The 26,426-nt window shown below is 63.2% G+C and carries 24 protein-coding genes; 10 read left to right on the top strand and 14 right to left on the bottom strand.

From position 1 onward, the window contains the following. From M2375_RS01005 to M2375_RS00990, 4 genes are all read right to left on the bottom strand, one after another. Complete coding sequence (locus M2375_RS01005) at positions 1-2,178, bottom strand: bifunctional (p)ppGpp synthetase/guanosine-3',5'-bis(diphosphate) 3'-pyrophosphohydrolase (protein WP_259163946.1); 2,178 nt, start codon at positions 2,176-2,178, stop codon at positions 1-3. A gap of 164 nt (positions 2,179-2,342) precedes the next feature. Continuing rightward, positions 2,343-2,546 carry a DNA-directed RNA polymerase subunit omega gene (gene rpoZ / locus M2375_RS01000; RefSeq protein WP_259163388.1) on the bottom strand — a complete coding sequence of 68 codons (204 nt, stop codon included), beginning with the start codon at positions 2,544-2,546 and terminating at the stop codon, positions 2,343-2,345. Next, the gene (gene gmk / locus M2375_RS00995) at positions 2,546-3,184 is read right to left on the bottom strand and encodes a guanylate kinase (RefSeq protein ID WP_259163387.1); all 639 of its coding nucleotides are present in this window, start codon (positions 3,182-3,184) and stop codon (positions 2,546-2,548) included. The genes rpoZ and gmk overlap by 1 nt, the downstream gene beginning before the upstream one ends. Positions 3,185-3,198: 14 nt before the next feature. Beyond that, positions 3,199-4,110, bottom strand: a complete 912-nt coding sequence (locus M2375_RS00990; RefSeq protein WP_259163385.1) for a YicC/YloC family endoribonuclease — start codon at positions 4,108-4,110, stop codon at positions 3,199-3,201. Between the two features lie 72 nt (positions 4,111-4,182). On the opposite strand from M2375_RS00990, the gene M2375_RS00985 reads away from it, so the two are divergent. From M2375_RS00985 to M2375_RS00965, 5 genes are all read left to right on the top strand, one after another. Beyond that, positions 4,183-5,175: a serine/threonine-protein kinase gene (locus M2375_RS00985; protein WP_259163384.1), complete on the top strand. Its 993-nt coding sequence runs from the start codon at positions 4,183-4,185 to the stop codon at positions 5,173-5,175. After that, a complete protein-coding gene (locus M2375_RS00980; protein ID WP_259163383.1) occupies positions 5,172-6,032 on the top strand; it encodes a PP2C family serine/threonine-protein phosphatase in 861 nt (286 codons plus the stop codon). The genes M2375_RS00985 and M2375_RS00980 overlap by 4 nt, the downstream gene beginning before the upstream one ends. A 148-nt stretch (positions 6,033-6,180) precedes the next feature. Then, the gene (locus M2375_RS00975; protein WP_259163382.1) at positions 6,181-6,816 is read left to right on the top strand and encodes a non-canonical purine NTP pyrophosphatase; all 636 of its coding nucleotides are present in this window, start codon (positions 6,181-6,183) and stop codon (positions 6,814-6,816) included. A 1-nt stretch (position 6,817) separates the two neighbouring features. Beyond that, positions 6,818-8,059 (top strand): radical SAM family heme chaperone HemW, encoded by a 1,242-nt coding sequence (hemW, locus tag M2375_RS00970; protein WP_259163381.1) that lies wholly within the window; start codon positions 6,818-6,820, stop codon positions 8,057-8,059. 178 nt (positions 8,060-8,237) lie between these two features. After that, the gene (locus M2375_RS00965; protein WP_259163380.1) at positions 8,238-9,491 is read left to right on the top strand and encodes an MFS transporter; all 1,254 of its coding nucleotides are present in this window, start codon (positions 8,238-8,240) and stop codon (positions 9,489-9,491) included. Here M2375_RS00965 and M2375_RS00960 read toward each other — a convergent pair. The 7 genes from M2375_RS00960 to M2375_RS00930 all read right to left on the bottom strand — a co-directional run bounded on the left by M2375_RS00960 (position 9,488) and on the right by M2375_RS00930 (position 18,297). After that, complete coding sequence (locus tag M2375_RS00960) at positions 9,488-11,845, bottom strand: CHASE2 and HATPase_c domain-containing protein (protein WP_259163379.1); 2,358 nt, start codon at positions 11,843-11,845, stop codon at positions 9,488-9,490. The two genes, M2375_RS00965 and M2375_RS00960, sit on opposite strands and share 4 nt — an antisense overlap. A gap of 62 nt (positions 11,846-11,907) precedes the next feature. Then, entirely contained in the window at positions 11,908-13,611 is a 1,704-nt protein-coding gene (locus M2375_RS00955; protein ID WP_259163378.1) for a FecR domain-containing protein, read from the bottom strand. A 120-nt stretch (positions 13,612-13,731) separates the two neighbouring features. After that, positions 13,732-14,439: a response regulator transcription factor gene (locus M2375_RS00950; RefSeq protein ID WP_259163377.1), complete on the bottom strand. Its 708-nt coding sequence runs from the start codon at positions 14,437-14,439 to the stop codon at positions 13,732-13,734. A 157-nt stretch (positions 14,440-14,596) separates the two neighbouring features. Then, positions 14,597-15,889, bottom strand: coding sequence for a tryptophan--tRNA ligase (locus M2375_RS00945; protein ID WP_259163375.1), 1,293 nt, complete (start codon positions 15,887-15,889; stop codon positions 14,597-14,599). A 45-nt stretch (positions 15,890-15,934) separates the two neighbouring features. Then, on the bottom strand, positions 15,935-16,591 hold the full coding sequence (locus M2375_RS00940; protein WP_259163374.1) for a site-2 protease family protein: 657 nt from the start codon (positions 16,589-16,591) through the stop codon (positions 15,935-15,937). A 116-nt stretch (positions 16,592-16,707) separates the two neighbouring features. Next, a complete protein-coding gene (locus tag M2375_RS00935; protein ID WP_259163373.1) occupies positions 16,708-17,343 on the bottom strand; it encodes an L-threonylcarbamoyladenylate synthase in 636 nt (211 codons plus the stop codon). 69 nt (positions 17,344-17,412) lie between these two features. Next, complete coding sequence (locus tag M2375_RS00930; RefSeq protein ID WP_259163372.1) at positions 17,413-18,297, bottom strand: 3',5'-nucleoside bisphosphate phosphatase; 885 nt, start codon at positions 18,295-18,297, stop codon at positions 17,413-17,415. A gap of 272 nt (positions 18,298-18,569) precedes the next feature. Here M2375_RS00930 and M2375_RS00925 point away from each other — a divergent pair, with 272 nt between their 5' ends. The 5 genes from M2375_RS00925 to M2375_RS00905 all read left to right on the top strand — a co-directional run bounded on the left by M2375_RS00925 (position 18,570) and on the right by M2375_RS00905 (position 22,147). Continuing rightward, positions 18,570-19,409: a transporter substrate-binding domain-containing protein gene (locus M2375_RS00925; protein WP_259163371.1), complete on the top strand. Its 840-nt coding sequence runs from the start codon at positions 18,570-18,572 to the stop codon at positions 19,407-19,409. 92 nt (positions 19,410-19,501) lie between these two features. After that, complete coding sequence (locus tag M2375_RS00920) at positions 19,502-20,167, top strand: amino acid ABC transporter permease (RefSeq protein ID WP_259163370.1); 666 nt, start codon at positions 19,502-19,504, stop codon at positions 20,165-20,167. Between the two features lies 1 nt (position 20,168). Next, complete coding sequence (locus M2375_RS00915; RefSeq protein WP_259163369.1) at positions 20,169-20,942, top strand: amino acid ABC transporter ATP-binding protein; 774 nt, start codon at positions 20,169-20,171, stop codon at positions 20,940-20,942. Positions 20,943-20,957: 15 nt separating this feature from the next. Beyond that, on the top strand, positions 20,958-21,428 hold the full coding sequence (locus tag M2375_RS00910) for an Lrp/AsnC family transcriptional regulator (protein ID WP_259163368.1): 471 nt from the start codon (positions 20,958-20,960) through the stop codon (positions 21,426-21,428). 8 nt (positions 21,429-21,436) lie between these two features. Further along, positions 21,437-22,147: an aspartate/glutamate racemase family protein gene (locus M2375_RS00905; protein WP_259163367.1), complete on the top strand. Its 711-nt coding sequence runs from the start codon at positions 21,437-21,439 to the stop codon at positions 22,145-22,147. A gap of 40 nt (positions 22,148-22,187) precedes the next feature. Here the strand turns inward: M2375_RS00905 and M2375_RS00900 are convergent, their stop codons facing one another. The 3 genes from M2375_RS00900 to M2375_RS00890 form a co-directional block, all read right to left on the bottom strand. Next, entirely contained in the window at positions 22,188-23,447 is a 1,260-nt protein-coding gene (locus M2375_RS00900; protein ID WP_259163366.1) for an FAD-binding oxidoreductase, read from the bottom strand. A gap of 282 nt (positions 23,448-23,729) precedes the next feature. Further along, the gene (gene recJ / locus M2375_RS00895; protein ID WP_259163365.1) at positions 23,730-25,445 is read right to left on the bottom strand and encodes a single-stranded-DNA-specific exonuclease RecJ; all 1,716 of its coding nucleotides are present in this window, start codon (positions 25,443-25,445) and stop codon (positions 23,730-23,732) included. Beyond that, positions 25,442-26,362 carry a phosphoglycerate mutase gene (locus tag M2375_RS00890; RefSeq protein WP_259163364.1) on the bottom strand — a complete coding sequence of 307 codons (921 nt, stop codon included), beginning with the start codon at positions 26,360-26,362 and terminating at the stop codon, positions 25,442-25,444. The genes recJ and M2375_RS00890 overlap by 4 nt, the downstream gene beginning before the upstream one ends. Between the last annotated feature and the right edge of the window lie 64 nt (positions 26,363-26,426).

Below are 26,426 nucleotides of genomic sequence, written 5' to 3'. Positions count from 1 at the left end.
TCAGGCAGTCGGCAGCACCCGGTGGGCACGCAGCACATAGGGAAGCTTGACCAGCTGGCGCAGCAGCAGCTCGACCTGCGCGCGGTCCTTGACGGTCAGTACAAAGCGCAGCGCCATGGTGTCCATGGCGACTTCATCATCCATCGTGATGTGGGTGATGTCTGAGCCCATCGCGGCAATTTCTGCGGCGATCTTGCCCAGCACACCCTTGCCATTGTTGATGGTGACCACGACACCGGTGTCGAACTCGCTGGCGGGCTCATCGGCCCATTCCACATCGACGAAATGCTCGGCATCCTTGGCCAGCAGGCGCTTGCACACCGCGCACTGGGCGTTGTGCACCATCAGGCCGGCATTGCGGTCCAGGTGGGCGGCAATCGGGTCGCCCGGCACGGGGCGGCAGCACTTGGCGTATTTGACGGCAGCGTTGGGCGAGCCGTCCAGCAGCAGGGCCGGGCTTGCAGTGCTGGCTTCGGTCTTGAAGCGTTCCTGGCTCAGCAGCACGGCATCCGGGCGCTGGCCTTGCTCGGCGAGCAGGTCCACCACTTGCTTGGCGGCAAACACCGCAATGCGCTTGCCCTGGCCGATGTCGTTGAACAGCTCCACCTTGTTGCGCGCCTCCAGGCGGGTGAGCAGGCTGTCCCAGACGGCCTTGTCCTCGGGCAACCGCGAGATGCCTTCAGCGCGCATGGCTTGCAGCAGCAGGCGTTCGCCCAAGGCAGCGGTCTCGTTCTGGCCCTGGGTCTTGAGGTAGTAGCGGATCTTGGATTTGGCGCGGCCCGTGCGCACAATGGTGAGCCATGAGGGGTGGGGCGCGGCCTCTGGCGACGTCGATATCTCGACCACATCGCCGCTCTTGAGCACCGTGCTCAGTGGTACCTGCTCGTTGTTGATGCGGGCGCCTTGCGTGCGCTCGCCCACATTGCTGTGGATGGCATAGGCAAAATCGAGCACCGTCGCGCCCCGGGGCAGGGTGAGCATCTGGTTCTTGGGCGTGAACACATAGACCGAGTCGGGGAACAGGTCGACCCGCACGTTGTCCCAGAACTCATGGGCGTCGTGTGTCTCGTCCTGGATCTCAAGCAGGGACTGCACCCATTTGTTACCCAGCTGCTCGCCACTGGGCATGGCGCGCGCCTGGATCATCCAGTGCGTGAGCACGCCGTACTCGTCGACCAGGTTCATGTCCTCGGTGCGGATCTGGAAATCCATGCTCACGCCGGACGGGCCGACCAAGGTGGTGTGCAGGGACTGGTAGCCGTTGGACTTGGGGTTGGCGATGTAGTCGCGGAACTTGGACGGCACCGGGCGGAACACCTGGTGCAGCACGCCCAGCGCGGTATAGCAGTCGATCAGGTTGGGCACGATGACGCGCACGGCGTAGGAGTCGGTCACCTGGGCAAACGACAGGCGTTTGCCATCCATCTTCTTGTAGATGGCGTAGAGTGTTTTTTCCTGGTTGCCCAGGCGGATCTTGATGCCCGATTTGGCAAAGGCCGAATCGACCTCGGCATGGATCTTCTGGACTACCTCTTTGCGGCGGTTGCGCGAGCGGCCCAGGGCCTTGACCAGGGTGTCATGGCGCCAGGGATAGAGGTGGCGAAAGGCCAGATCCTGCAGCTCGCGGTAGACGCGGTTGATGCCCAGGCGGTTGGCGATCGGCACATGGATTTCCATGGTCTCGGTCGAGATGCGTCCCCATTTGCTGCGCGGCATGTCGGACATGGTGCGCATGTTGTGGGTGCGGTCGGCCAGCTTGACGAGGATGACGCGCACATCGCGCGCCATGGCCAGCAGCATCTTGCGAAAGGATTCGGCCTGGTTCTCTTCGCGCGAGTTGAACTGCAGCTTGTCCAGCTTGGTGAGGCCATCGACCAGCTCGGCCACGGTGTCGCCAAACTGGCGGGCAATGTCATCGCGGGTGACGCCGCAGTCTTCCATCGCGTCATGCATCAGCGCGGCCATCAGCGCCTGGGCGTCGAGCTTCCAGCTGGCGCAGATTTCGGCCACGGCAATCGGGTGGGTGATGTAGGGGTCACCGCTGCTGCGGAACTGGCCCATATGGGCCTTGGCCGCAAACTCGAAGGCCTCTTCAACCAGGGCCAGATCGGCTTCGCTGAGGTAGTCGAGTTGCTCCAGAAATTCGGCGTAGGCACTCACCACGACCGGGTAAGACATGGCAGGCTTGGCTGCGGCGTTAGCGATGGCGCCAGAGACTTGGGCGGGTGCGGAGGGGATGGACACGGACTTCACGCCTTAACTGTAGCCTGCGATGACAAATTTGTGTGAATACCAAGAAAAATGGCACCGATATTCGGTGCCATTGGAAGCGCAGGCAGCGATCAGCCTGGCACTTTTTTTAACATTTCCAGACCCACTTTGCCGGCTGCAATTTCGCGCAGTGCGGTGACGGCTGGCTTGTTGCGGCTGTCGATTTTTGGCGTGTGGCCTTGGCTCAGCATACGGGCGCGGTAGGTAGCGGCCAGAACCAGTTGGAAGCGGTTGGGGATTTTTTCGAGGCAGTCTTCAACGGTGATGCGGGCCATCAGGAGTTCTCCAGGGTGATAGGGATGTCGAGTGACGAGAAAATTTCGCTGCGAACGCGCTTTTGGGCCGAATAGCGCAAGCGTTGTGAATGTACAACGGCCTTCAAATCGAACAAAGCGCGTTCGAACAATTCGTTAATTATAACGAAGTCGAATTTATGCACCTGGGCCATCTCGTCCTTGGCGTTCTTGAGGCGCTTTTCGATGACCTCGGAGGCGTCCTCGCCGCGGTTCTCCAGCCGCGAGCGCAGCTCTTCCCAGCTGGGCGGCAGAATGAAGATCAGCACGGCGTGGGGAAAGCTTTGCTTGATCTGCAAGGCACCTTGGTAGTCGATCTCCAGCACGATATCGGTGCCCTTGGCCAGGCGCTCCTCGATGGCTTTCTTAGAGGTGCCGTACAGGTTGCCATGCACATTGGCCCATTCGACAAAGGCATTGGAGGCAATCATGCGCTCGAAATCATCGCGCGAGGCGAAGTAGTACTCGCGGCCATGCTTTTCCTGGCCACGCGGAGGGCGCGTGGTGTGGGAGATGGAGCGAAAGACTTGAGAGTCCAGCTCCAGCAGCGCCTTGACGAGGGAGGACTTGCCCGCGCCGCTGGGGGCCGAGACGACAAACAGATTTCCGGGGTATTCCATGGTGTAGCTTCTTTTTATTCGATGTTCTGCACTTGCTCGCGCATCTGCTCGATCAGCACCTTCATGTCCACGCTGATGCGGGTCAGGTCCAGCGCGGCCGATTTGGAGCCCAGGGTGTTGGCCTCGCGGTGCAGCTCCTGGATCAGGAAATCAAGGCGCTTGCCGATATCGCCGCCCTTGGTCAGCAGGCGGCTGATTTCTTCCAGGTGCGAGCGCAGGCGCGTGACTTCTTCTGCCACATCGATGCGGATCGCAAAGGATGTCGCTTCGGTCAGCGCGCGGTCCTGGGCGGCTTCGGGCGAGACGCTGCCGGCGCTGAGTGCCATGGCCTCTTGCCAGCGCTCCAAAAAGCGCTGCTTTTGCTGTTTGACGAGTTCGGGGATCAGGGGCTCGGCCTGGTCGGCCAATTGGCGCAGCTGCTTGACGCGGTCTTGCAGCATGTCGGCCAGGCGCTTACCTTCGCGCTGGCGGGCATCGAGCAGACCCTTGAGGGCTTGCTGACACAACACAGCCACATGCTCGGGCCAGCTTTCTGGCAATTCCGAGCTGCCCAAACCGCTCAGGCGTAGCACTTCTGCCACAGAGAAAGGGGGTGCGCCAGGCATCCAGGCTTGTACCGTGTCCTGGAAGCTACCCAATTGCTGCAGTAAACGGGGCGATGCCACTGGCACGCTGGAGGCTTGTTCACTGTTGATCAGTACACGTACTTCCACCTTGCCGCGCTTCAGACTATTATCGACAAGAGAGCGTAACTGTGGTTCGCAGCTTCTGAGGTCTTCCGGAAGCTTAAAAGATAAATCGAGAAATCGGCTGTTAACCGAGCGAATTTCCAGTCCGACGCGCCAGAGGGAGGGAGCATGGTTGTCACCGTCAGGTGGGATGCTTTGCTGGACAGAGGCATAGCCTGTCATGCTGTAAACTGGCATAGGACTGTATGAGGTTGCTTGCAATCGCGCTCATTATCAGGCTTCTCATATACCTGCGTTGTTCATCAAACTATGTCAAAAGTAAAGCCAGCGCCGCTACCAGCCAATACCGTCATAGGTGGCTACCGTATCGTGCGGCGCATTTCGGCAGGGGGGTTCGGGGTGGTCTATCTGGCGCTGGCGCCTGATGGCCAGCAAGTAGCGATCAAGGAATACCTGCCGTCGAGCCTGGCCACCCGTGCGCCGGGCTCGCTGTCTCCGAGCATTGAGCCCGACAAGCTGTCGCTGTACCGCCTGGGTCTCAAAAGCTTTTTCGAAGAGGGCCGTGCGCTCGCCCAGATCTCGCACTCCTCGGTTGTCAGTGTCTACAACTTCTTCCGCGAGAACGACACCGTCTATATGGTGATGAACTACCTGCAAGGGGCGACCTTGCAGGATTTTGTTGTCACGGCACGCGATCTCAAGGAAGCCAAGGTCTTCCGCGAGTCCACCATCCGCTCCTTGTTCGACGAGGTGCTGCGCGGTCTGCGCATCGTGCACCAGCACAAGATGCTGCACCTCGATATCAAGCCGGCCAACATCTTCATCACCGACGACAACAAGGCCGTGATGATTGACTTCGGCGCCGCGCGCGAGGTGCTGAGCAAGGAGGGCAACTTTGTCCGCCCGATGTACACACCCGGCTTTGCCGCGCCGGAGATGTACCGCCGCGACATGTCGCTGGGCCCCTGGACCGATATCTACGCCATTGGCGCCTGCATCTATGCCTGCATGCAGGGCATTCCGCCCAATGATGCGCCCAAGCGCCAGGAAAAGGACCGCCTCGGCCTGGCGATGTCCAAGGTGCGCGGCGTCTACTCGGACAACCTGATCGAACTGGTGGAATGGTGCATGGCACTGGACCCCCAAGCCCGGCCCCAGTCGGTGTTCCTGTTACAAAAAGAGCTGGCGCGCGAAGATGAGCGCCGCTATACCAAACTGAGTGTCTCCGAGAAGGTTCGTATGTCGATTGATTCGCTGGTCAGCGATACCAAAAAGCGCGTGGGCGGAGGCCAAACCAAATGAAGTTCTCGGTCTTCCAGCTCAGCCGCAAGGGCGGGCGGGAAAAAAACGAAGACAGGATGGGGTATAGCTATACCAAGGAAGCCTGTCTGTTTGTCGTGGCCGATGGCATGGGCGGGCACCCCGAAGGGGAGGTGGCCGCACAGCTGGCCTTGCAGACCGTGTCGCTGGATTTTCAGCGTCTGGCCCGGCCCAAGCTGGAGGACCCGGCCGAGTTCCTGGAGAACGCGCTCTTGTCGGCGCACCACAATATCCTGAAGTACGCGATCGCCAACAACATGGACGACCCGCCCCGCACCACCTTGGTGGCCTCGGTGGTGCAGGACGGCAATATCTGGTGGGTGCATTGTGGTGACTCGCGCCTGTACCTGGTGCGCGGCAACAAGGTGATGGCGCGCACTCGCGACCATTCCTACATGGAGCTGCGCGGCTCCGGCGTCACCAGCATCAACCCCGATCGCTTCAACCGCAATGTGCTGTTCACCTGCCTGGGCAGCCCATCGCGGCCGTTTTTTGACGTGGCAGGCCCCACCGAAATGCACCGCAGCGACCGCATCATGCTGTGCTCCGATGGCCTGTGGAGCAGTGTCTCCGAGACCGTGATCGCCCGCGAACTGGCCAACAAGTCGGTCTCCCGTGCGATTCCCGACCTGATCGATGCGGCCTTGCGCAAGGCGGGTGCCACCAGCGACAACGTGACAGCGGTGGCGATGGAATGGGAGATGCCGGGCGCCGAACGCTTTGAATCGGAAGAGCCGGTGAGCGACACCCTGCCGCCGCTGGAGCCCGATGCCGAAGCCCAGCCGCCTGTGGCCCAGCCGCCTGCGGCCCAGCCCAAGCCCGACACACCGACCGCATAGGCCTGGCGCGCACTGCGTTTTGCAGGGCCGCCGATAATTGGCGCTGTTCCCGGCATGGCGGCTGCAAGGCCGCCATGCCTGTTTTACCCCTTCTTGAAAAAGCAGCTGGCTGCGCGCGCGACGCGGGCACCGTTGCTGGTGCCGTCCCATGAAAATCGTTCTCGCTTCCAACAACCAGGGCAAACTTGCCGAGCTGCAGGCCATGTTTGCGCCACTGGGCGTCAGCCTGGTGCCCCAGGGCGAGCTGATGGACGGCGAGGCGCCCGAGCCCTACGCTACTTTTCTGGAAAACGCGCTGACCAAGGCCCGCTTTGCGTCTGAGCGCACCGGCCTGCCTGCCATTGCCGACGATGCCGGCCTGTGCGTGGCCGCGTTTGGCGGGCTGCCAGGCGTTGATACCGCCTACTACTGCACGCAGTTTGGCTACGAGAAAAGCGATGCCAACAATGTGCGAGCCTTGCTGGCGCAAATGGTCGGCGTGACCGACCGCCGTGCGGCCATGGTCAGCACCTTGGTGGCGGTGCGCCATCCCAAAGACCCGGAACCGCTGGTCGCCGTCGGCCGGGTGGCCGCAGAAATTACGACCGAGCCGCTGGGCGAGGGCGGCTTTGGCTTTGATCCGGTGCTGCTGATTCCCGAGCTGGGCATGACCTTTGCGCAAATGGCCACCGAGGTCAAGCATGCACACAGCCACCGTGGCCGCGCGTCGCGGTTGATGATGGCCTTGCTCCGGGACAGCTGGTTGTCTGGCGAGGCCCCGGTGGCTGCGGCGGCGAAGGACTGAGATGGCGGTGCATATTCCGTTGCAGTCCGAGCCCAGCGCCGAGCCCGTGGTGCAGCGTGATATCCAGCACTACATGCGCCCGGGCACCTTGCAGCTGCCCAGCCTGCCGCCGCTGTCACTCTATGTGCACCTGCCCTGGTGCATCAAAAAGTGCCCGTACTGCGATTTCAACTCGCACGAGGCGCGGGATGGCCGCCATGCCGTGCCCGAAGAACGCTATATCGATGCGCTGATCGCCGACCTGGAGCAGGCCCTGCCGCTGATCTGGGGCCGCAGCATCCACAGCATTTTTTTGGGCGGCGGCACGCCCAGCCTGTTTTCCCCGGAATCGATTGACCGGCTGATCTCGGCCATCCGCGCCCGCCTGAGGGTGGACGCGGGTTGCGAGATCACGATGGAGGCCAACCCCGGCACCTTCGAGAAAGACCGTTTTCGGGCATTTCGGGGCGCAGGCATCACCCGCCTGTCGATTGGCGTGCAAAGCTTTGACGACCGCCACCTGGAGGCCATCGGCCGGGTACACAACGGCGCGCAGGCCTTGGCGGCCGTCGAAGAGGCCGCGGCCAGTTTCGAGACCTTCAACCTCGACCTCATGTATGCCTTGCCCGGCCAGACCGCCCAAGACCTGGCGCGGGACCTGGATACGGCGCTGGGCTTTGCGCCGCCGCATATCTCCATCTACCACCTGACCATCGAGCCCAATACCTTTTTTGCCAAGTTCCCGCCTGCGGTGCCGGAAGACGATGTGGCCTATGCCATGCTCGACCAGATCACCGCGCGCACGGCGCAGGCCGGCCTGCAGCGCTACGAGGTCTCGGCCTATGCCAAGCCGGGCCATGCCAGCGTGCACAACAGCAATTACTGGTTGTTTGGCGACTACCTGGGCATTGGGGCCGGTGCCCACAGCAAGCTGAGTTTTGCCCACCGGGTGGTGCGCCAGGTGCGCTTGCGTGATCCGGCGCGTTACATGACCCAGGCACTGCAGGGCCATGCGCTGGCCCAGGATGCCGACGTCAAGCGCGCCGATCTGCCGTTTGAGTTCATGCTCAACGCACTGCGCCTGCGCGAGGGCTTTGCGCTGCAGGACTACCTGGACCGCACCGGCCTGCCGCTCAGCGCCATCGCCAAGGCCTTGCACGCGGCCGAGGCCAAGGGGCTGATCACCCTCGACTTTCAAAAAGTAAAACCCACAGAGCGGGGTTTTGACTTCCTCAACGACCTGCAGGAGCTGTTTCTGGCCTGACGATGCGCGTGCAAGCGCTGCAAGTTTTACCGACTAGTCAATGTGTGGACTGGGCAGCGCCTACGCAGAGCGTATAGATATCGCGCACAATACGCCCCGCTGCTGATCGCCGATGCCGCCCACTGTGCGGCATTTTTTGCGACCAGGGCAGTCATAAAACCTACTACAAAGCGCCTCCATGTCTTCTCCCGCTGCTGCGTCTGCTGCCTCAGGCACCGCCTCTACCTCCTCTGATATCGTCAACCGCTATGGCTGGAAGGCCTTGGCTGGTTCGGCCGTGGGCTATGCCATGGATGGCTTTGACCTGCTGATCCTGGGCTTTATGCTCAGCGCCATCCGCGAGGACCTGGGGCTGACCGCAGCCCAGGCCGGCTCCCTGGTGACCTGGACCCTCATCGGCGCCGTGGTGGGCGGGGTGGTGTTCGGCATGCTCAGCGACCGTTATGGACGCATCCGGGTGCTGACCTGGACCATCGTGCTGTTTGCGGTGTTCACCGGGTTGTGCGCGTTTGCGCAGGGCTACTGGGATCTGCTGATCTACCGCACGATTGCCGGCATTGGCCTGGGGGGTGAATTTGGCATTGGCATGGCGCTGGCGGCTGAGGCCTGGCCCGCGCGCTACCGCGCCCGTGTCTCGTCCTATGTGGCATTAGGCTGGCAGGTGGGTGTCTTGGGCGCCGCCTTGCTCACGCCCTTGCTCCTGCCTTATATCGGATGGCGCGGCATGTTCCTGGTGGGCGTGATCCCGGCCTTTGTGGCCTGGTTCATTCGCAACCGCCTGCATGAGCCCGAGGTGTTTGTGCGCAGCCAGGAGAAAAAGCAGTCCGTGCTGCAGTGCTTCAAACTGCTGGTCAAAGACCGTGCCACCACCCGCATCAGCGTGGGCATTGCCGTGCTGACTTCGGTGCAGAACTTTGGCTACTACGGCATCATGATCTGGATGCCGGCGTTCCTGGCCAACAAGCTGGGCTTTAACCTGACCAAGTCCGCGCTGTGGACCGCAGTCACCATCCTGGGCATGATGGCCGGGATCTGGATCTTCGGCCAGTTGGCCGACCGGATTGGCCGCAAGCCCAGTTTCCTGCTGTTCCAGGCGGGTGCGGCGGCCATGGTGCTGTTCTATTCCCAGCTCAATGACCCGATCACCATGCTTTGGGCCGGTGCGCTGATGGGCATGTTCGTCAACGGCATGATGGGCGGCTTTGGCGCACTGATGAGCGAGGCCTATCCGACCGAGGCGCGTGCCACGGCGCAGAACGTGCTGTTCAACATCGGCCGCGCTGTGGGCGGCGCCGGCCCGGTGGTGATCGGCGCCATCGCCGCCCAGTACTCGTTCCAGATGGCCATTGGTCTGTTGGCGGCCATCTATGTGCTCGATGCCTTGGCAACGCTGTGGCTGATACCGGAGCTCAAAGGCAAGGAACTGGACTAGGCCGCTCGCGCTGCCAGGCCGGGGGGCGCGGCAGATGCCTTGGGCAAGTGCAGGCTAAAGCACGATCCCTCGTTGACCGCGCTGGTCACCGTGACAAAGCCCTGGTGGCGTTGCACCACGGTGTGTACAAAGCTCAGGCCCAGGCCGATGCCGGAGATCTGCGGCTGGCTGCTTTGGTGGAAGCGCTGAAACGGCTGGAACAGCTGGTCCAGCTGCTCCTGGGTCATGCCAAAGCCATGGTCGCGCACCCGCACCAGCCAGTAGTCGCCGTCATCGGCCATGCTGGCCTCCACCGCCGTGCCGCTGGGGCTGTACTTGATGGCGTTGGTGAGCAGGTTGGTAAAGCAGCGCTGCAGCAAGGAGCGGTCGCCCAGGCAAGCCATGTCGGTCTCTGCCGCCTCCAGTGCGCCGGGCAGGTAGCGCAGCTGTATCTTTTTCTCCGAGGCCTTGGCCCAGCAATCGTCCACGGCTTCTTGCAGCAGCACATCGATGCTGAGCAGCTGGGGCTGCATGGCCTGCGACTGCGCAGAGGCCAGCTGCACAAAGCTCTCGGCCATCTCCAGTGATTGGTGGGCCAGGCGGTTGATCTTCTGGTGCAGCTCGGCCTCGCTCATCTGGCCTGGGAACTCCTTGTACATCTCCAGCAAGGTGATGATCGAGGCCTGGGGCGAGCGGAAATCATGCGAGATAAAGCGCAGCGCCTGGTCGCGCTGCTGCATGGCCTTGTGCAGTTCCGTCAGGTCCACCAGCATCAGCAGCCAGCCGGCGGGGGCTGGCGCCCGGAAAGCCTCGGCCAACAGCAGCCAGGGGTGTTCGCGGCGGTCCAGAACTTCGCACTCGGCGGGCAGCTCGCGCAGTTGCTCGGCATTGGCAAAGGACAGCACCTGCCCCGACTCCTTGATACGCATGCCATTGAGCGCCGATTGGATGGCGATCAGGCCTTGGCTGGGCAGGCCCAGGTCTTGCAAGTAGCGGCCGGCAGCGGCGTTGTGCAGGCTGACCATGCCTAAGGGGTCCACCACAAAGGTCGGGGAGGGGATCTGGCGCAAGGTGTCGCGCACAAAGCCGTGCATCTGGCGCAAGGTATCGGTGGCGGTCTCCACGGCCTTGATGCGCCGCTCCAGAAAGTCGTCCATCAGCATGCCGTTGCGCTGGGGCGCGCTGGTGGTGTCCAGCGCAGCGCGCAGGTTGTGCATCTCCTGCTGCAAAAACTGGGCGGCGGCACTCAGGCGCCGCCAGCTCCAGATCGGGTAGATCACCAGCAGGCCCACCAAGGCGGCGCCAGGGGCCAGCTGCAGGCCGGCAAAGCTGCGCAGCGCCAGGCACAGCAGCAGCAGCAGGGCGGCCGTGGCGATCTGGGCGATCAAACCCGCCATGGGGCCGAGCAGGGCAATGGCCATCAGGGCCAGCACCATGGCCCCCAGATTGACAGCCAGGTTGGCCGAGGAGGAAAGCGCATGCACATGCTGGTCAGACAGCTGCGAGTCCAGCGCATGCGCAATCAGCTCCACCCCGGCGATATGGCGTGAGGCGGGGCGGGCGGGGCTTGCAAAGTAATCACCCAGGCCCGATGCAGTCGCCCCGATCAGCACATATTTGCTGCGAAAGGCATCGGGCGGAACGCGGTTGGCCAGCACATCTTCTGCGGCGTACAAGGCATAGGGCCGGTCGCCACGGGCGAAGTTGAAAATCTCGGGCGAGCGCTGCTCCCATTGCTCCCCCGCCTCGGGCGGTTGGGTGCCTTGGCACAGCGGGTGGCTCTGGCCGCTGGCGCAGAGCATGGCAATGCTGAAATGCGGCCAGGGGCCGGTGTTCTCGCCTTGCGCGCCGAAGTAACGGCGTATCACGCCATCGTCGTCAACGGTGACATTCACATGGCCCAATTGCCGTGCCGCGCTGCGCAAGATGGGCAAGGGCAACTCTGCGCCAATGTCCACATTGGCCATGCGCCAGTCCACGGGCAGCACCACGTTGCCTGCCTGGGCGATGGCCTGGGCCAGTTGTGCATCGTCTTGCGGCCGCTGCCAGTCGGGCTCGCTGAACAGCACATCCACCCCCAGGGCCTTGGGCTGCTGGGCGGCAATGCGCGCTATCAGCTGGGCATGCACGGCGCGGCTCCAGGGCCAACGTCCCACGCTTTGCAAGCTGGCATCGTCGATGGCCACAATGACGATGTCATCGCGCGGCTGTGGCGCGCTGAGCCAGCCCGTGATGTCCTGCACAAAGGTGTTGATGACACGGGGCTGGTGGCGCAGGCTGGCCCAAGCCACCAGGCCCAGCAACAGCGCCGCCAGCGCCAGCCATTCTAGCCAGCGCAACTGGGTTCGGCTCAGCGACAAGGAAGGAGCGGCCATGGGCTAGTGGATGGGCGGGGGGTGAACGCGGTCATGCGCGTCTGCCGGGGCCGGCACGCCCCTTACTTCGGGCTGAGCACCGATTTGCCATCACCGCTCTTGAGCACGCCGCCGGCGCCAGTCATGATCGCGGGCTCTACCGGCAGCTTGCGCGGGGCAGAGTAGCGGCTCTTGAGGCCCGAAGGGTCCAGCACCTGGATGCGCACGTAGTAGTCGCCGGGCGGCAGGCTGTCCGATGCCCATTGCGGGGTGTCGAGTGCATAACTCCGGGCATCGCTGAAGGCCTCGTCGCTGGCCAACTGCAGATTGAAGCGCTGGCCGGCTTCTGCCTGCCAAGACAGCTGCAGCTGGTTGGGATTGTTGGTCTCGGCGGGGCTGAGTGCGTCGGCGCCCAAGGTCGGCGGGTTGCTGCCTGTCTTGAAGGCCTGGGGCTGTGCAAACGGACCTTGGTCCAGGCGGCCATCGGCCAGCTTGCGCACACTGGCCACGCGCCAGAAATAGGAGCCCACACCCAAGCCAGCTGCGCTGGCATAGCAGTTGTCCACGACACCGCTGTCCTGCAGCGGGTTGGCGAAGTCCTGGCTGGCGGCCACCTGAATGCGGTAGCCTGCAATGCCCGTACCGCCTTCGGTACAGAGCAGCTCGCCGTCCGACAGGCCTATGAGGCCACCGGGGGCCGGGCTGGCGTAGAGCGGGGGCACCGGCGTGGCCTTGACCTTGATGGCCTGTACCGCGGGCATGCCGGGAATATCCTGGGCGTCGATGGCCCTGGCGCTCATGTAGTAAGTGCCATCAGCAATGGCTTCGAACTTGAACGTGGGGCTGGCATGGCTTTCGTGCAGGACCACGCGCGCGAGCTCCGGGTCCAGGGCCAGCACGACACCGTATTTCTGGGCCTGCGGCACTTCGCCCAGCTGCAAGGTCAGAAAATTGGCATCCTCAAAGACGGGGGGATTGGCTTGCAGGCTGGGGGCTTGCAGCAATGCCACCGTGGGCCCGACCTGGCCACTGTTGGCGACGGCAACACCTTGGCCAGCCTTGACGCGCGCCTGTTGCGTCGCCTGGCGGCCTTGGACCTCGACGACGCCCTTGTCGACTGCCGTGATGGCTTTGCCAGACTCGGAAATGCTGACCGAGAACACGGTGCCGCGCACGCTGGTGGTGGCCATCGGGGTCTTGATCTCGAACTTGCGTTTGCGGCGCTGCTCCATCACTGGCGCGACATGCGATTCCAGGCCGCCACGGCTCAGGTCCAGCACGGATTGCTGCTCGTCGGTGCGGCTGCTCTTGCGCAATTCGCTCAGCTTGAGTTCGGAGTTTTCATTGATGCGCACCGAGCTGCCATCGGCAAAGCGCAGGGTCACAAAGCTGCCTGCGGGCACCCGCAGCTCATCGCCTTCGGTCAGTTTGGCGCCGGAGACCACGCCTTGCCAGTCGCCGCCAAGCAGGGGCGAGCGCGCCTGCGCAATGCCTTTGACATGGCTGATGGTCACCTCTTGGTAGCCCACCAGGTGCGCAGGGATGACGATCACCGAGCCAATCGGCAGGCGCAGCGGATTCTTGACCCCATTGAGTGTTCCGACCGCTTGCCACTGCTGCGGATCCCGGAGGTAGCGTTTGGCCACTGCCTCCAAGGTATCTCCGCTTTGCACGGTGTGGCGGATATCGGGCAACTGGTCTGCCGATGCCGCCAGCACCAGACCCGGGGCGGCCACGCCGATGGCCAGCACGATGGCAGTAGTAAACGGCAGACGCGAACGAAACACTATGGGTCTCCTTGCAGCCAGGCGTTGACGCCGGGCGCTATGGGTGAATGCTGCCGAGTAAATACGGCCAACACGTGTTGCGTGTTGGCCGTATACCGGGCTGCGCAAAATGGCAGTGGCCTATTCGGGCAGCGTCTCGGACAAAGGTTTGACGGCCTCGAAGCGGTAGCCGACCCCATACACGGCGGTGATGATGAAACCGTTTTCCGGTCGCAGATCCAGCAGTGTACGCAGGCGCGATACATGGGTGTCCAGCGAGCGCGAGATGACATCCGAGTTCTGGCCCCAGATGATTTCGCGCAAATGGTCGCGAGACAGCAGGCGGCCCATGTTCTGAAACAGGAACAGGGCCAGGTCGTACTCGCGGTTCTTCAATTCCACCAGCTTGCCATCCACTTCAAGCGCCCGGGCATCCGAGAGGAACTTGTAGCGGCCAAACTCCAGCGTGCCTTTGGTGGCGGCCGGATAGGCGCGGCGCAACAAGGCACGGACACGCGCCACCAGTTCCGCCACACGCAAGGGCTTGATCATGAAATCATCGGCCCCGGACTCCAGGCCTTCGACAATATCTGCCTCGCCATGGCGGCTGGTGATAAACAGCACCGGCAGTTCCTGGTTGACGTTTTCACGTATCCAGCGCACTACCTGCGGACCGGTGGTGTCTGGCAACTGCCAGTCCAGGATCAGCAGGTCATAGGTCTCCCGGCGCATATCTTTTATCAGAGAGGCGCCAGAAGAATGGGTTGTACAGGCGTGGCCCTCTGCCTCCATTGTTTTGGAGAGCATGTCCAACACCACTAGATCATCATCCAGTGCCACAATTCTCATAAGTGCTCACTCCCACAAATCTCGATAGTCTGCTTTTATTTGATAACCCAATAATAAAAGCAAATTGAATCACTGGCTCCACACTGCGTTAAACGGGTTAGTTGCCACTTTGGTGACAACGTCAACAATTGGTTGCAATTGCAGTATAGGCAGTCTCTTAACTCTCGGCTATCTCTTTGAGTGCCAACTGCACATCGGACAGCGAAAAGCTGTCGCCCAATTGCAGGTTCGCCATGGCCTGCTGCAGGTCCTCTGGCTGGGCCTGCAAGCGGGCAATCATCGCACCGGCATCCCGGGGTGCATCAAAGCCCTGGCTTTGCAGCAGCACGGCTCCATCGCCACCCACCAGCTTGAAGTAGAACTTGCCGTCCTTGTCGCGGTACTGCTTGAAAGCGGCACCCGTTTGCTTGGCGGCCGCCTTGGGGGCAGCAGCCGTGCTGGCGGGCGTCAGTGGCCGCAGACCAACGGCAGCACGTAACTTGTGTAGTAAAGGGCTCGAATATGTACGCGCCTTTTCTGCACCTTTGAGCAAAATAGCTTCCACTTCCTGGGGGTGGGTCATCAGGTAGTTGTAGCGCTCGCGCAACGGAGCGAGTTCCCGGTCAATGCATTCGAACAGCAGGGCCTTTGCATCACCCCAGGCAATGCCTTGGGCATAGGCCTGGCGCAGGGCTGCGGTTTCCTCGGGCGTCGCAAAGGCCTGGTACATCTGGAACAGCGCCGAGCCTTCCACGTCCTTGGGCTCGCCCGGAGCGCGCGAGTCGGTCACGATGCTGCCAATCAGCTTCTTGAGCTGTGCCTGGGTGGAGAACAGCGGGATCGTGTTGTCGTAGCTCTTGCTCATCTTGCGGCCGTCCAGGCCGGCCAAGGTCGCCACATTGTCATCCACGGCGGCCTCGGGCAGCACAAAATGCTCGCCATACAGGTGGTTGAAGCTGGAGGCCATGTCCCGCGCCATCTCGATGTGCTGGATCTGGTCCCGGCCCACCGGTACCTTGTTGGCATTGAAGACCAGAATATCGGCACCCATCAGCACGGGGTACATGAACAGGCCGGCGGTCACGCCGTCATCGCCATCCTTGCCGCCTTCGGCATTCTTGTCTTGCGCGGCTTTGTAGGCATGGGCGCGGTTGAGCACGCCCTTGCCGGTCACGCAGGTCAGCAGCCAGGTCAGCTCGGGAATCTGCGGAATGTCCGACTGGCGGTAGAAGGTGACCTGCTCGGGATCCAGGCCTGCTGCCAGCCAGCTGGCGGCAATCTCCAACGTGGAGCGGTTCACGCGTTCCGGGTCCTGGCACTTGATCAGTGCATGGTAGTCGGCCAGGAAGTAGAAGTTCTCCACATCGCCGGCGCGGCTGGCAGCGATGGCCGGGCGCATCATGCCGGCGTAGTTGCCCAGATGGGGCGTGCCAGAAGGGGTGATGCCGGTGAGGTAACGGGTTTTGGTCATAACGGGAAAATCGCAATAAAGACGGGTGCGAGCGCTTGCCGGGCCTCAGCCCGTGAACGGCAGCAAAATCAGGCTGATCAGACTGCGGCCCACGCTGATCAAGGGGGTCATCCAAATGGTGCCGAGCACGCCGCTGATGATCAGGCCCATGACGATAAAGAAACCATAGGGCTCCATCTTGGAGACCAGCACGGCCTGCTTGTAGGGCAGCAGGCCCACCAGCACGCGGCCACCGTCAAGCGGTGGAAGGGGAAACAGATTGAGGGCCCACATCACCAGATTCACCGAGATGCCCGCATAGCACATCTTGATGAAAAACGGCTCTTGCACACCGGAAACCGCCAACACACCCAGCAGCAGTGCCCAGATGATGGCCTGAGCGAAATTGGTCAGCGGGCCGGCCAGTGCCACCCAGATCATGTCGCGCTTGGGGTTGCGCAGGTTGCCAAAGTTCACCGGCACCGGCTTGGCATAGCCAAACACAAAAGCACCGCTGGTGGCAAAGTACAGCACCAGCGGCATCACGATGGTGCCGATGGGATCGATGTGCTTGAACGGGTTGAGGGTGATGCGCCCCAGCATATAGGCGGTGTTGTCACCATAGTGGCGCGCCACATAGCCATGGGCAGCCTCGTGCACCGTGATGGCAAACAACACGGGCAGGGCAAAGATCAGAATGTTTTGGATCAGGTCAGGGTTCACGGATCGATTGTCGCAAAACTGGAGAAAACCGCGGCCGCAGGGCACGCAAGCGAGCGGCCAAGCCTAACAGATTCACCAAGGGCCTCCATCGCGTAGATGGAGGCGGGCAGGGCGCTCTACAAGCCCAGTTGCGCGAGCGGCCCCCGGCCTTCGCGCACGATGACCGGTGCGCCACCCGTGCCCATGGGGGTCAGGTCCACGATGGTCGTGGGCTCCAGCGGGCAAGGCCCGGCATTGACCACAAGCTCGATCTGCGATTCAAAGCGCTCGCGGATCTCTTCCGGGTCATTGAGGGGTTCGGTCTCGCCTGGCGGGATCAAGGTGGTGGACAGCAGCGGCTCACCGTGCAGCTCCAGCAGCATCAGCAGGCCCTTGTTGTCGGGCACGCGCAGGCCGATGGTCTTGCGCGAGGGGTGGCTGATGCGGCGCGGCACCTCTTTGGTGGCGTCCAGAATAAAAGTGAAGGGCCCGGGCGTGCCCAACTTGAGGATGCGGAACTGGTGGTTATCCACCATCGCGTAGCTGGCCAGCTGGGACAGGTCGCAGCACAGCAAGGTGAGCATGCGCTTGTCATCGATCTGGCGGATTCGGCGCAGGCGATCCACCACCTGTTTGTTGTCCAGCGCGCAGACAAAGGCGTAGCTGGAGTCGGTGGGGACGGCCAGGATACCGCCCTGCTTGAGCATGGCGGCGGCCTGCTTGAGCAGACGCGGCTGGGGGTTGTCGGGGTGAACCTCAAAGTATTGGGCCATGGTATTTCTTTTGCTTTTGCTTTTGCTTTTACTTTTGTGATCGGGGTGGTCTGCCTCGGGGCAGGGCCATCAGGGGGAGGCCGGCGGCAGGTGCTGGGGGTAAAGAATGCGCCCCTCCAGCGCTTGCCACACAGGCTGGACGCCGCTGGGCAGCGGGGGCAGGGCGCCAAAGTCGGTTCCGGATTCGCCGGGACTGTGAAAATCGCAGCCGCGCGAGGCATAGAGCCCAAAGCTGTTGGCCATGTCCGCATAGGTGGTGTACTCGTGGGCAAAGTGGCTGCCGGTCACCACTTCCACGCCTTGGCCGCCATAGTCCTTGAAGGATGTGAACAGCGCATGCTCCTCACCGCCATTCAAAGGGTAGCGCGCGGGGTGTGCGATGACGGCCATGCCGCCAGCCGCCACAATCCACTGCACCGCATCTTGCAGCTTGGCCCAACGGTGGGGCACAAAGCCGGGCTTGCCCTCCACCAGGTAATGGCGGAAGACCTCGGCCGGATCGCGGCAGACCCGGGTTTCGACCAGAAAGCGCGCAAAGTGGGTGCGCGAGATCAGGTCGGGATTGCCGACATAGCGCAGCGCCCCTTCGTAGGCACCGCCGATGCCCACTTTTTCGAGGCCGGCTGCCATATCGCGGGCGCGCTGCTCGCGGCCACCGCGCGTGCTGGCCAGGCCGGCGCGCAGGCCGGTGTGCTGCCAGTCAAAGCCCAGGCCCACGATGTGCACGGTGGTCTGGCCAAAGCTCACAGAGATTTCAACACCGCTCAGAAAAGCCAGTTGCTGCTGTGCGGCTGCGGCGCTGGCGCGGTCCAGACCGCTGACCTCGTCATGGTCGGTCAGCGCCCAGATCTGCACGCCCCGCTCACGCGCACGCTGCGCCAGCGCTTCCGGGCTCAGGGTGCCGTCGGAAAACGTGGAGTGGCAGTGCAGATCGGCGTTGAGCATGTCTGGCATGAAATTGGCTAAGGTTGTCGGGGCATTGTAGGCCGCGTGTTGGGCTGGATGCGTCAGACCGGACGCAGCCTCAGGTGTATCTCGGGTTTTCTGAGGCCGGCTGTCTCTGAAATGTCAGTATTAACCCTTAAATTGTCGTTGTTTCGCCGATTTGACGAAAATAACAATGCATCTCGACGTTTTGTGTTTTTCACTAGGGTTTTTAACAGGAATACACTGTCGGTTTTTCACGGTCGCGCAGCCCGTTTTCGCTGCGTCTAGAGGATACGTAGATGTTTTCTGTCAAAAAGTGGATGGGTGCAGCCGCCCTGGTCGTGGCGGGTGTGTCGGTGGCGGGTGCAGCGCTGGCCCAAAGCGGTGAGTCGACCATGGACCGCGTCAAGCGCACCAAGGAGCTGCGCGTGGGTGCCGTGGCGGGCGCCATTCCCTATTTCAACAAGGACCTGGTGTCGCAGAAATGGGAAGGCTTTGGCCCTGACTTTGGCGAGAGCCTGGCCAAGAAACTCGGCGTGAACGTGAAGTTTGTCGAGACCACCTGGGGCAATGCCGTGCTGGATCTGCAGGCCAACAAGATCGACCTGATGTTTGCGATGGCGCCTACGCCCCAGCGCATGGAAGTGGTCAACTTCTCCAAGCCTTTGCTCAACAACACCTTCACGGCCGTCTGCAAAAAAGGCCATGCCCCGGTGCAAACCTGGGAGCAGCTGAACACGCCCGATGCCAAGGTGGTGGTCGATATCGGCTCCAACCAGGACCAGTTCGCCACGCGTGCGCTGCCCAAGGCCAGCATTTCGCGTCTGGAAAGCTCGGGCGCGGCCACGATGTCGGTGCAAACCGGCCGCTCGGACTGCCAGGTGCTGGTGGTGCTGCTGTCGCAGCCGCTGATCGCCAAGCGCCCGGATGTGGGTGCCGTGTATGTGCCCACGCCGGTGGAGACGGCCAACACCAACGTGGGCCTGCGCAAAGAGCCCAACAAGGATTTCGAGAACGCCGTCAATGCCTGGTTGGATGAGTCGCGCGCCAAGGGCGAGATCCAGTCCGTGGTGCTCAAGAACATGGAAAAGCTCGCTGGCGTCAAGGCCGAGTCCTTCCCCAAGGAAGTTAAGTTCTGATGGTTTCTCCGCGTGGGCTGAGCCCATGTGAAACACCCCGGCTGCAGCGCCCGCGCTGTGCCCGGGGTGCTTGCGTTAAAGGTTGATTGTTTATGTACGAGTGGGACTTTGCTTTCCTGTGGAAGTACCGCATGCTGCTGGTCGGCGGTGTGGGCTACACCCTGCTGTTTACCGTGATCTGCGTGCTCGGTGGCCTGGCGGTCGGTCTGGTGGCGGGGCTGGGCCGTTTGTCCAGCAACAAGATCATCACAGCGCCGCTGCGCGCCTTTGTCGAGGTGTTCCGCTGCACGCCGGTGCTCGTGCAGCTGGTGTGGTTCTACTACGCGCTGCCGGTGCTCACCGGTATCGAGATGAGCGCGCCCGTAGCGGCCGCTCTGTGTCTGTCACTCTACGGCGGTGCCTTTTATTCGGAAATCATCCGGGGCGGCATCATCTCCACCGACATCGGCCAGACCGAGGCCGGCCAAGCGATTGGCATGACGCGTTTCCAGGTGATGCGCCGCATCATCCTGCCCCAGGCTTTCCGCAAGATGATTCCACCGCTGGTCAACCAGTCGATCCTGCAGCTCAAGAACACCTCCTTGCTGATGGTGCTGGCCGTGCCCGATCTGCTCTACCAAGGCCAGGTGATCGCGCATGACACCTACCGCCCGCTGGAGGTCTACACCTTTATCGCCATCACCTATTTCCTGATTCTTTTCCCAGTGACTTTGTGGGCCAAGCGCCTGGAGCACGGCAGCGCTGCCAAGGAGGCCTGAGATGCAAGACCAACCGCTCATCTGTATTCGTGGCCTGAAAAAATCCTTTGGCAAGCTCGAAGTTCTCAAAGATATCTGCCTGGATGTGAATCGTGGCCAGGTGGTGGCCCTGATCGGGCCTTCGGGCTCGGGCAAGTCCACCTTGCTGCGCTGTATCAACCTGCTGACCGTTCCCGATGGCGGCGACGTGCGGGTCGATGCGCAGTCGCTGGCCTTCAGCGGCCAGCAAACCCAGCTGCCCAAGGACAAGGTGCTGGCGGGCTTTCGCGCCCGCACCGGCATGGTCTTCCAGCACTTCAACCTGTTCCCGCACATGACCGTGCTGCAGAACGTGATGGAGGGCCCGCTGACGGTGCTGCGCATCAGCAAGGCAGAAGCCCAGGCGCGCGCCACGGCGCTGTTGCAAAAGGTGGGCCTGGCCGAGCGCGCCCAGATGATGCCCGACCAGCTCTCCGGCGGCCAAAAGCAGCGCGTAGCCATCGCCCGCGCGCTGGCCATGCAGCCCAGCGTGATGCTGTTTGACGAGGCTACCTCGGCCCTCGACCCCGAGCTGGTTGGCGAGGTGCTGCAGGTGATCCAGTCGCTGGCCAAGGACGGCATGACCATGATCCTCGTGACCCATGAAATCGCCTTTGCCCGCGAAGTGGCCGACAAGGTGGTCTTCATGCGCGACGGCGTGGTGGTCGAAGAGGGCCCGCCCTCGCAGGTGATCGACAACCCGCAGCACGAGGCCACGCGCAGCTTTTTGGGCCGTATCATCGGCCACGCCGTATAACAAGCAGGGGAACCTATGGATTTTCGACTCGACGATATTGACCGCAAGCTGCTGGCGCTGTTGCAGGCCGATGCGCGCGAATCCACCGCCAAGTTGGCGCGCAAGCTCAACCTGGCGCGCACCACCGTGGTGGCCCGCATTGCGCGGCTGGAGAAAGAGGGCGTCATTGCCGGCTATGGCGTGCGCCTGGGCTCCAAGCTGGAGCAGTCGGCCGTGCGCGCGTACTGCGGCATCAGCGTCATGCCCAAGACCGCCCAGGCGGTGATGCAGGTGCTCGAAAGCATCCCTGAAGTGGAGGAGGTCTCGGCCGTCTCCGGCCAGCACGACTACATGATCTTCTTGCGCTGTGATTCCAACGAAAAGCTCGATACCTTGCTGGACCGCATCGGCTTGATCGAAGGCATCCGCCAGACCTACACCTCGGTGGTGCTGAGCCGCAAGATCGACCGCCGAGGCGCGCTGCCGGCGCTGCCTTTGCTCGACTGACACCTGCCATGCTGCCAACGCCTGCTGTGACGGTGCCTGCTGTGCCTGCTGCAGCCCCTGTACCGTTTCTCGGCATCCTGATGCTGGACACCCAGTTTCCGCGCCCGCCCGGGGACATCGGCAACCCGCAAACCTGGGCAGCGCTGGGCATCCCTGTGCAGATGCACAAGGTGCAAGGCGCATCGCCCGCCAAGATTGTGCGCGAGGCCGATCCCCGCTTTGTGCAGCCTTTTGTCGATGCAGCCCGTGCCTTGCAAGCCGCAGGCGCGGCGCTGATTACCACCAGCTGCGGCTTTTTGGCCGCCTACCAGGATCTGCTGGCGGGCAGCGTCGATGTGCCGGTGGTCAGCTCCAGCCTGCTGCAGTGCGTAACTGTGCCGCGCCCTGGCGTGGTCACCATCGCAGCGGCTAGCCTCACGCCGCGCATTCTGGCGGCGGCGGGCGTGCCCGCCGGCACCCCCGTGCAAGGGGTGGCGCCGGAGAGCGAGTTTGCGATGCGCATCCTGGGCAATGACCCGCATATGGATATCGCCCAGGCCGAGCGCGATGTGGTGGCGGCTGCCGTGGCACTGTGCCAGGCCCATCCGCAGATCGAATCAATGGTGCTGGAGTGCACCAATATGCCCGTCTACCGCGATGCCGTGGCGCAGGCCACGGGCCTGCCGGTGCATGATGTGGTGAGCCTGCTGGCGCAGCGCTGGGCTGCCTTGCCCGCCTGATGCCTGGCACGCCCGGCCATCCGGCCCGGGCGCTGCGGCCTTAACCCTTGAGAAAACGCTCGGCGCGGAACGGGCGCGCATCGACCGGTGCATCGTCCCCGCGCATCAGCGCTGCCAAAATGGCCCCCGTGCCGGGCCCCGTGCTAAAGCCAATGTGCTGGTGGCCAAAGGCCAGCCAGAGGTTGCGCTGGCCCGGCATTGCGCCAATGATGGGGCGGCTGTCCGGCAAGGTGGGCCGGCTGCCCATCCAGGGGGCGGGCTCCAGTGCCTCGCCCAGGTCAATCGCCTCGCGTGCTGCGGCCTCGGCCAAACTCAGCTGCACGGGGTTGGCGGGGGCATCGATATCGGTCAGCTCAACGCCACTGGTCAAGCGCAGGCCTTGCTCCATCGGGCTGAGCACATAGGCGCCGGCCGTGTCGTAGACCGGGCGCGAGATATTGCAGGACGCCGGCGGCGCGAAATGCATGTGGTAGCCGCGTTCATAGGCCATGGGCACCTTCACGCCCAGGGTCGCCATGAACTGGCGGCTCCAGGGGCCCAGGGCCACCACCACGCGGTCGGCCTCCAGGCCATCGTGCGCGCCATCGGCGCGTATGCGCCAGCGGCTGCCTGCCAGCGGCTCCACGGTTTTGATGCGGGCCTGCGCATACTGCCCGCCTTGCTTGCGGAACAGCTCGGCATAGGCCTTGACGACATCGCCGGGGCTGTCCACCGACCAGGTGTCCTTGACCCAGAGCGCGCGCTCAAAAATCGGGTTGAGGGCCGGCTCCAGCTGGCGGATGTGGTCGCGCTCCAGCACCTCGGTGGCCACACCAAAATGGGCCATGCGCTCACGCGCCAGCGCGCCACCGGCAAAGGCGGCGGACTGGCGGTAGAGGAACAGCCAGCCGTTGTCGCGCATGCGGTGGGCCGCACCACTGGCGCGCAGCAGCTGCGCGTGTTCGGTCATCGACAGGCGAATCAGGCTGTCGAGCGCGGTGGTGGTTTCCTCAAACACGCGGGTGCGGGCATGGGCCACAAAGCGGGCGGCCCAGCCCAGGTTCTGCAGCAGGAACTGGGCCTGGTAGCGGAAGCCGGCGCTCTGGTTCTTCAGCAGCACGGGCAGGTTGGACCACAGGCCGGGGTTGTTGAAGGGCATCAGCGAGCTGCGCGCAATCACCCCGGCGTTGCCGTAGGAGGTCTCTTCGCCAGGGGCCAGCCGGTCGAGCAAGGTGACGCGGAAGCCCTTTTTCTGCAGCGCCAACGCGCTGGCAACGCCGACCATGCCGGCACCCAGCACGGCCACGGAAATATTGCTCATGGAGTTTCTTGGTGCATAGCAGACATCCAGAAAATATCTAGGATATGACTGATATTAAATTAACAGTTGAATTGACTGAACCAGCAAGCGCTGGCGGCCCAGCCACGGCTGGGCGCGAAGCGCTTGCCAACCGCTGCGCCGGCCGCCTCTGCAAAAAGGGTTTTTGCAGCGAGGCCTGCGGTGTCTATTCTAGAAAATTGCCGCAGCGAAGGTCTTCGTTATGGCGGCAATTCCCTTAACTTTTCGTAAAGTCTTGCGTCGGCGCAAGCGCAGCGCCTGCGCTCACACGGGCAGCTGTGCGCCTTCGACCAGAAACTGCAGCTTGCGCTGGCCCTGCCATTCATTGATGTCCAGCCGGTAGGCCAGCAGCACCTTGGCCGGCAAGGGCTCGGTGTGGCCAAACCAGATGCCGTCCACCATCTCGCCGTGGTGGCGCAGCTTGAGAGACAGGTGCTTTTCTCCGACCAGGCGCTGGCTCACCACCTCCAGCTCTTCGCTGAAGGTGGGCGGCGCAAAACCCTGGCCCCAGACCTGGCTGTTGAGGGTGTCCACGGTTTCGGCATGGCGAAACTGCACCGGCAGCGGGCCATCGGTTTCCAGCTGGCGGGTGAGGGTGCGCTCATCCAGCCATTCTTGGGCAACCTGTGACAAGGCCTGCTCAAACACCTCAAAATCGTCCAGCGCAATGGTGCAGCCCGCCGCCATCGCATGGCCGCCAAACTTCAGCAGCACGCCGGGGTGGCGCTTGGCCACCAGGTCCAGCGCATCGCGCAGATGAAAGCCGGGGATGGAGCGGCCCGAGCCCTTGAGCTCGTGCTCATGGCCTGGCGCACTGCTGGCGGCAAACACAAAACAGGGGCGGTGCAGCTTGTCCTTGATGCGCGAGGCAACGATGCCCACCACGCCTTCGTGGAAGTCCGGGTCGAACACGCTCACGGCTGGTGGCGGCTCAGTGCCCTCTTCAAACAAGGCCTCGGCCAGCAGCATGGCGTGCTCGCGCATGCCCGTTTCGATGTCGCGGCGCTCGCGGTTGATGGCGTCCAGCTGGCGCGCCAAGGTGTCGGCCAGCAAGGTGTCATCGGTCAGCAGGCACTCGATGCCGATGGTCATATCGGCCAGGCGGCCGGCGGCATTGATGCGTGGGCCCAGCGCAAAGCCAAAGTCGAAGGTGCTGGCCGTGGCGGCACGCCGGCTGGCCGCGGAGAACAGCGCGCCCAGGCCGGGCGGCATATGGCCGGCGCGGATGCGGCGCAGGCCCTGGGCCACCAGGCGGCGGTTGTTGGCATCGAGCTTGACCACATCGGCCACGGTGCCCAGCGCCACAAGGGGCAGCAGGCTGTCCAGTCGCGGCTGGGCCATGTCGGCAAAGGCGCCGCGCTCGCGCAACTCGGCGCGCAAGGCCATCAGCACATAGAACATCACCCCCACGCCAGCCATGGCCTTGCTGGCAAAGCTGCAGCCGGGCTGGTTGGGGTTGACGATGGCGTCCGCCAGCGGCAAAGTCGCGGCGGGCAGGTGGTGGTCGGTCACGATCACCGTCATGCCCAGCGCCTTGGCGCGCGCCACGCCCTCCACGCTGGCAATGCCGTTGTCCACGGTTACCAGCACCTGGGCGCCTTGCTGGTGCACGCGCTCGGCAATCGCTGCCGTCAGGCCATAGCCGTCGACCACGCGGTCAGGCACCAGGTAGCTGACATGGTGCGCGCCCAGCATGCGCAGACCGCGCAGGGCCACGGCGCAGGCGGTGGCGCCGTCGCAGTCGTAATCGGCCACCACACAGATGCGCAGCTGGCGGCCGATGGCATCGGCCAGCAGCAGGGCGGCTTCGCGCGTGCCCAGCAGATCCGCCGGCGGCAGCAACTGCGCCAGGCCGTCGTCAAGCTCGGCCACCGCCTGCACGCCTCTTGCGGCAAACAGGCGGGCGAGCAGCGGGTGCACACCGGCCTGTTCCAGCGTCCATACGGTGCGCGGAGGAATATCTCTTGCCAGAATTTTCATAAAGAACTTAAAAGCGCGGCCGGCTTGGGTTGGCCCAGCCATTGCTTGATTTTGGGTAACCAGCCCAGGGCCAGAGGCTCCAGGGTGATGGCATTTTTTTCGCCGCACAAGGTCAGCTTGGTCAGCTTGGCCGTAGCCAGTGTCTCGTCGATCTGCTGCCACTGCTGCTGCCAGCCGGCCCAGTCGCCCACCAGGGCGCTGTCGCGCAGCGCGGTGTTCAGCTCGGGCATATCCGCAGGGGCCTGGTAAGCGGCGGGCAGGGCGCCTGCGCCATGTATCCAGAACGAATTGATGGGCGCGCGGCCACTGGCTTCGCGCGCATCGCTGAAGGCATGGGTGTAGAGCAGCATCTGCATCTCCGTCTGCAGGCGCTGCAGCACGGCGGCCTGCGCCTTGTTGGGCAGCCAGGGCCGCACATCGCGCAGTGCGATGCGGTCCAGTGCCGCGGTATCGAGCTGGGCAAAGACCTCGCCGCTTGCCAGCCAGCGGTCGGGCCGGTCGTAGACGAGGGTAATGCCGTCTTCGGTGAACCAGGGCGCCATGATGGCCAGCAGGCTGCGGGATTCGTCCTCGCTCATCTGCGCCGCCGCCAGCGCGCTCATGCGCACCTGGTCGGGCGAGATTTGCCAGTGGCAGGGCGAGAGAAAGGCCCAGGCGGCGTCGCCCGGCGCCTGGCCGTTTTGCAGCTGGTGCAGCGCGGCCCAGGGCGTGGCCTGGCGGGGCAGGCCCAGCGCGCTGGCCAGCACCCGTTCATGCGGGGGCGCAAAATCTTCCAGCGTGCCGCTGTCGGTCGTACTCAGGGACCACTGCTTGAGCAGGCGTTGCAGGTTCGGCAGGGCGAGGGTTTGCAAGGCTTGCTGGCAGCCTGGCTCGTCCGTGGCTGCGTAAGAGATGATCAAATGCTGGTTTTCCGACATGGGTCTATTGTCGGCGATGCCACAATGCGGTTTGCGGTGCAGTGGTTTATGGCGCTGTATTAGC

This window comes from Comamonas sp. BIGb0152 (assembly GCF_024809975.1).
Classification (GTDB): Bacteria; Pseudomonadota; Gammaproteobacteria; order Burkholderiales; family Burkholderiaceae_C; genus Comamonas.
The sequence above is the reverse complement of the archived record's forward strand: the minus strand, read 5'-3'. Positions and strand labels throughout refer to the sequence as shown.

Bases quoted from the DNA above. Each gene is read 5' to 3' on its own strand.
- M2375_RS01005 (WP_259163946.1), bottom strand. From the start codon at position 2,178: ATGTCTTACCCGGTCGTGGTGAGTGCCTACGCCGAATTTCTGGAGCAA.
- rpoZ (WP_259163388.1), bottom strand. From the start codon at position 2,546: ATGGCCCGCATCACCGTTGAAGACTGCCTCGAAAAAATCCCCAACCGC.
- gmk (WP_259163387.1), bottom strand. From the start codon at position 3,184: ATGGAATACCCCGGAAATCTGTTTGTCGTCTCGGCCCCCAGCGGCGCG.
- M2375_RS00990 (WP_259163385.1), bottom strand. From the start codon at position 4,110: ATGCCAGTTTACAGCATGACAGGCTATGCCTCTGTCCAGCAAAGCATC.
- M2375_RS00985 (WP_259163384.1), top strand. From the start codon at position 4,183: ATGTCAAAAGTAAAGCCAGCGCCGCTACCAGCCAATACCGTCATAGGT.
- M2375_RS00980 (WP_259163383.1), top strand. From the start codon at position 5,172: ATGAAGTTCTCGGTCTTCCAGCTCAGCCGCAAGGGCGGGCGGGAAAAA.
- M2375_RS00975 (WP_259163382.1), top strand. From the start codon at position 6,181: ATGAAAATCGTTCTCGCTTCCAACAACCAGGGCAAACTTGCCGAGCTG.
- hemW (WP_259163381.1), top strand. From the start codon at position 6,818: ATGGCGGTGCATATTCCGTTGCAGTCCGAGCCCAGCGCCGAGCCCGTG.
- M2375_RS00965 (WP_259163380.1), top strand. From the start codon at position 8,238: ATGTCTTCTCCCGCTGCTGCGTCTGCTGCCTCAGGCACCGCCTCTACC.
- M2375_RS00960 (WP_259163379.1), bottom strand. From the start codon at position 11,845: ATGGCCGCTCCTTCCTTGTCGCTGAGCCGAACCCAGTTGCGCTGGCTA.
- M2375_RS00950 (WP_259163377.1), bottom strand. From the start codon at position 14,439: ATGAGAATTGTGGCACTGGATGATGATCTAGTGGTGTTGGACATGCTC.
- M2375_RS00945 (WP_259163375.1), bottom strand. From the start codon at position 15,889: ATGACCAAAACCCGTTACCTCACCGGCATCACCCCTTCTGGCACGCCC.
- M2375_RS00935 (WP_259163373.1), bottom strand. From the start codon at position 17,343: ATGGCCCAATACTTTGAGGTTCACCCCGACAACCCCCAGCCGCGTCTG.
- M2375_RS00930 (WP_259163372.1), bottom strand. From the start codon at position 18,297: ATGCCAGACATGCTCAACGCCGATCTGCACTGCCACTCCACGTTTTCC.
- M2375_RS00925 (WP_259163371.1), top strand. From the start codon at position 18,570: ATGTTTTCTGTCAAAAAGTGGATGGGTGCAGCCGCCCTGGTCGTGGCG.
- M2375_RS00920 (WP_259163370.1), top strand. From the start codon at position 19,502: ATGTACGAGTGGGACTTTGCTTTCCTGTGGAAGTACCGCATGCTGCTG.
- M2375_RS00915 (WP_259163369.1), top strand. From the start codon at position 20,169: ATGCAAGACCAACCGCTCATCTGTATTCGTGGCCTGAAAAAATCCTTT.
- M2375_RS00910 (WP_259163368.1), top strand. From the start codon at position 20,958: ATGGATTTTCGACTCGACGATATTGACCGCAAGCTGCTGGCGCTGTTG.
- M2375_RS00905 (WP_259163367.1), top strand. From the start codon at position 21,437: ATGCTGCCAACGCCTGCTGTGACGGTGCCTGCTGTGCCTGCTGCAGCC.
- M2375_RS00900 (WP_259163366.1), bottom strand. From the start codon at position 23,447: ATGAGCAATATTTCCGTGGCCGTGCTGGGTGCCGGCATGGTCGGCGTT.
- recJ (WP_259163365.1), bottom strand. From the start codon at position 25,445: ATGAAAATTCTGGCAAGAGATATTCCTCCGCGCACCGTATGGACGCTG.
- M2375_RS00890 (WP_259163364.1), bottom strand. From the start codon at position 26,362: ATGTCGGAAAACCAGCATTTGATCATCTCTTACGCAGCCACGGACGAG.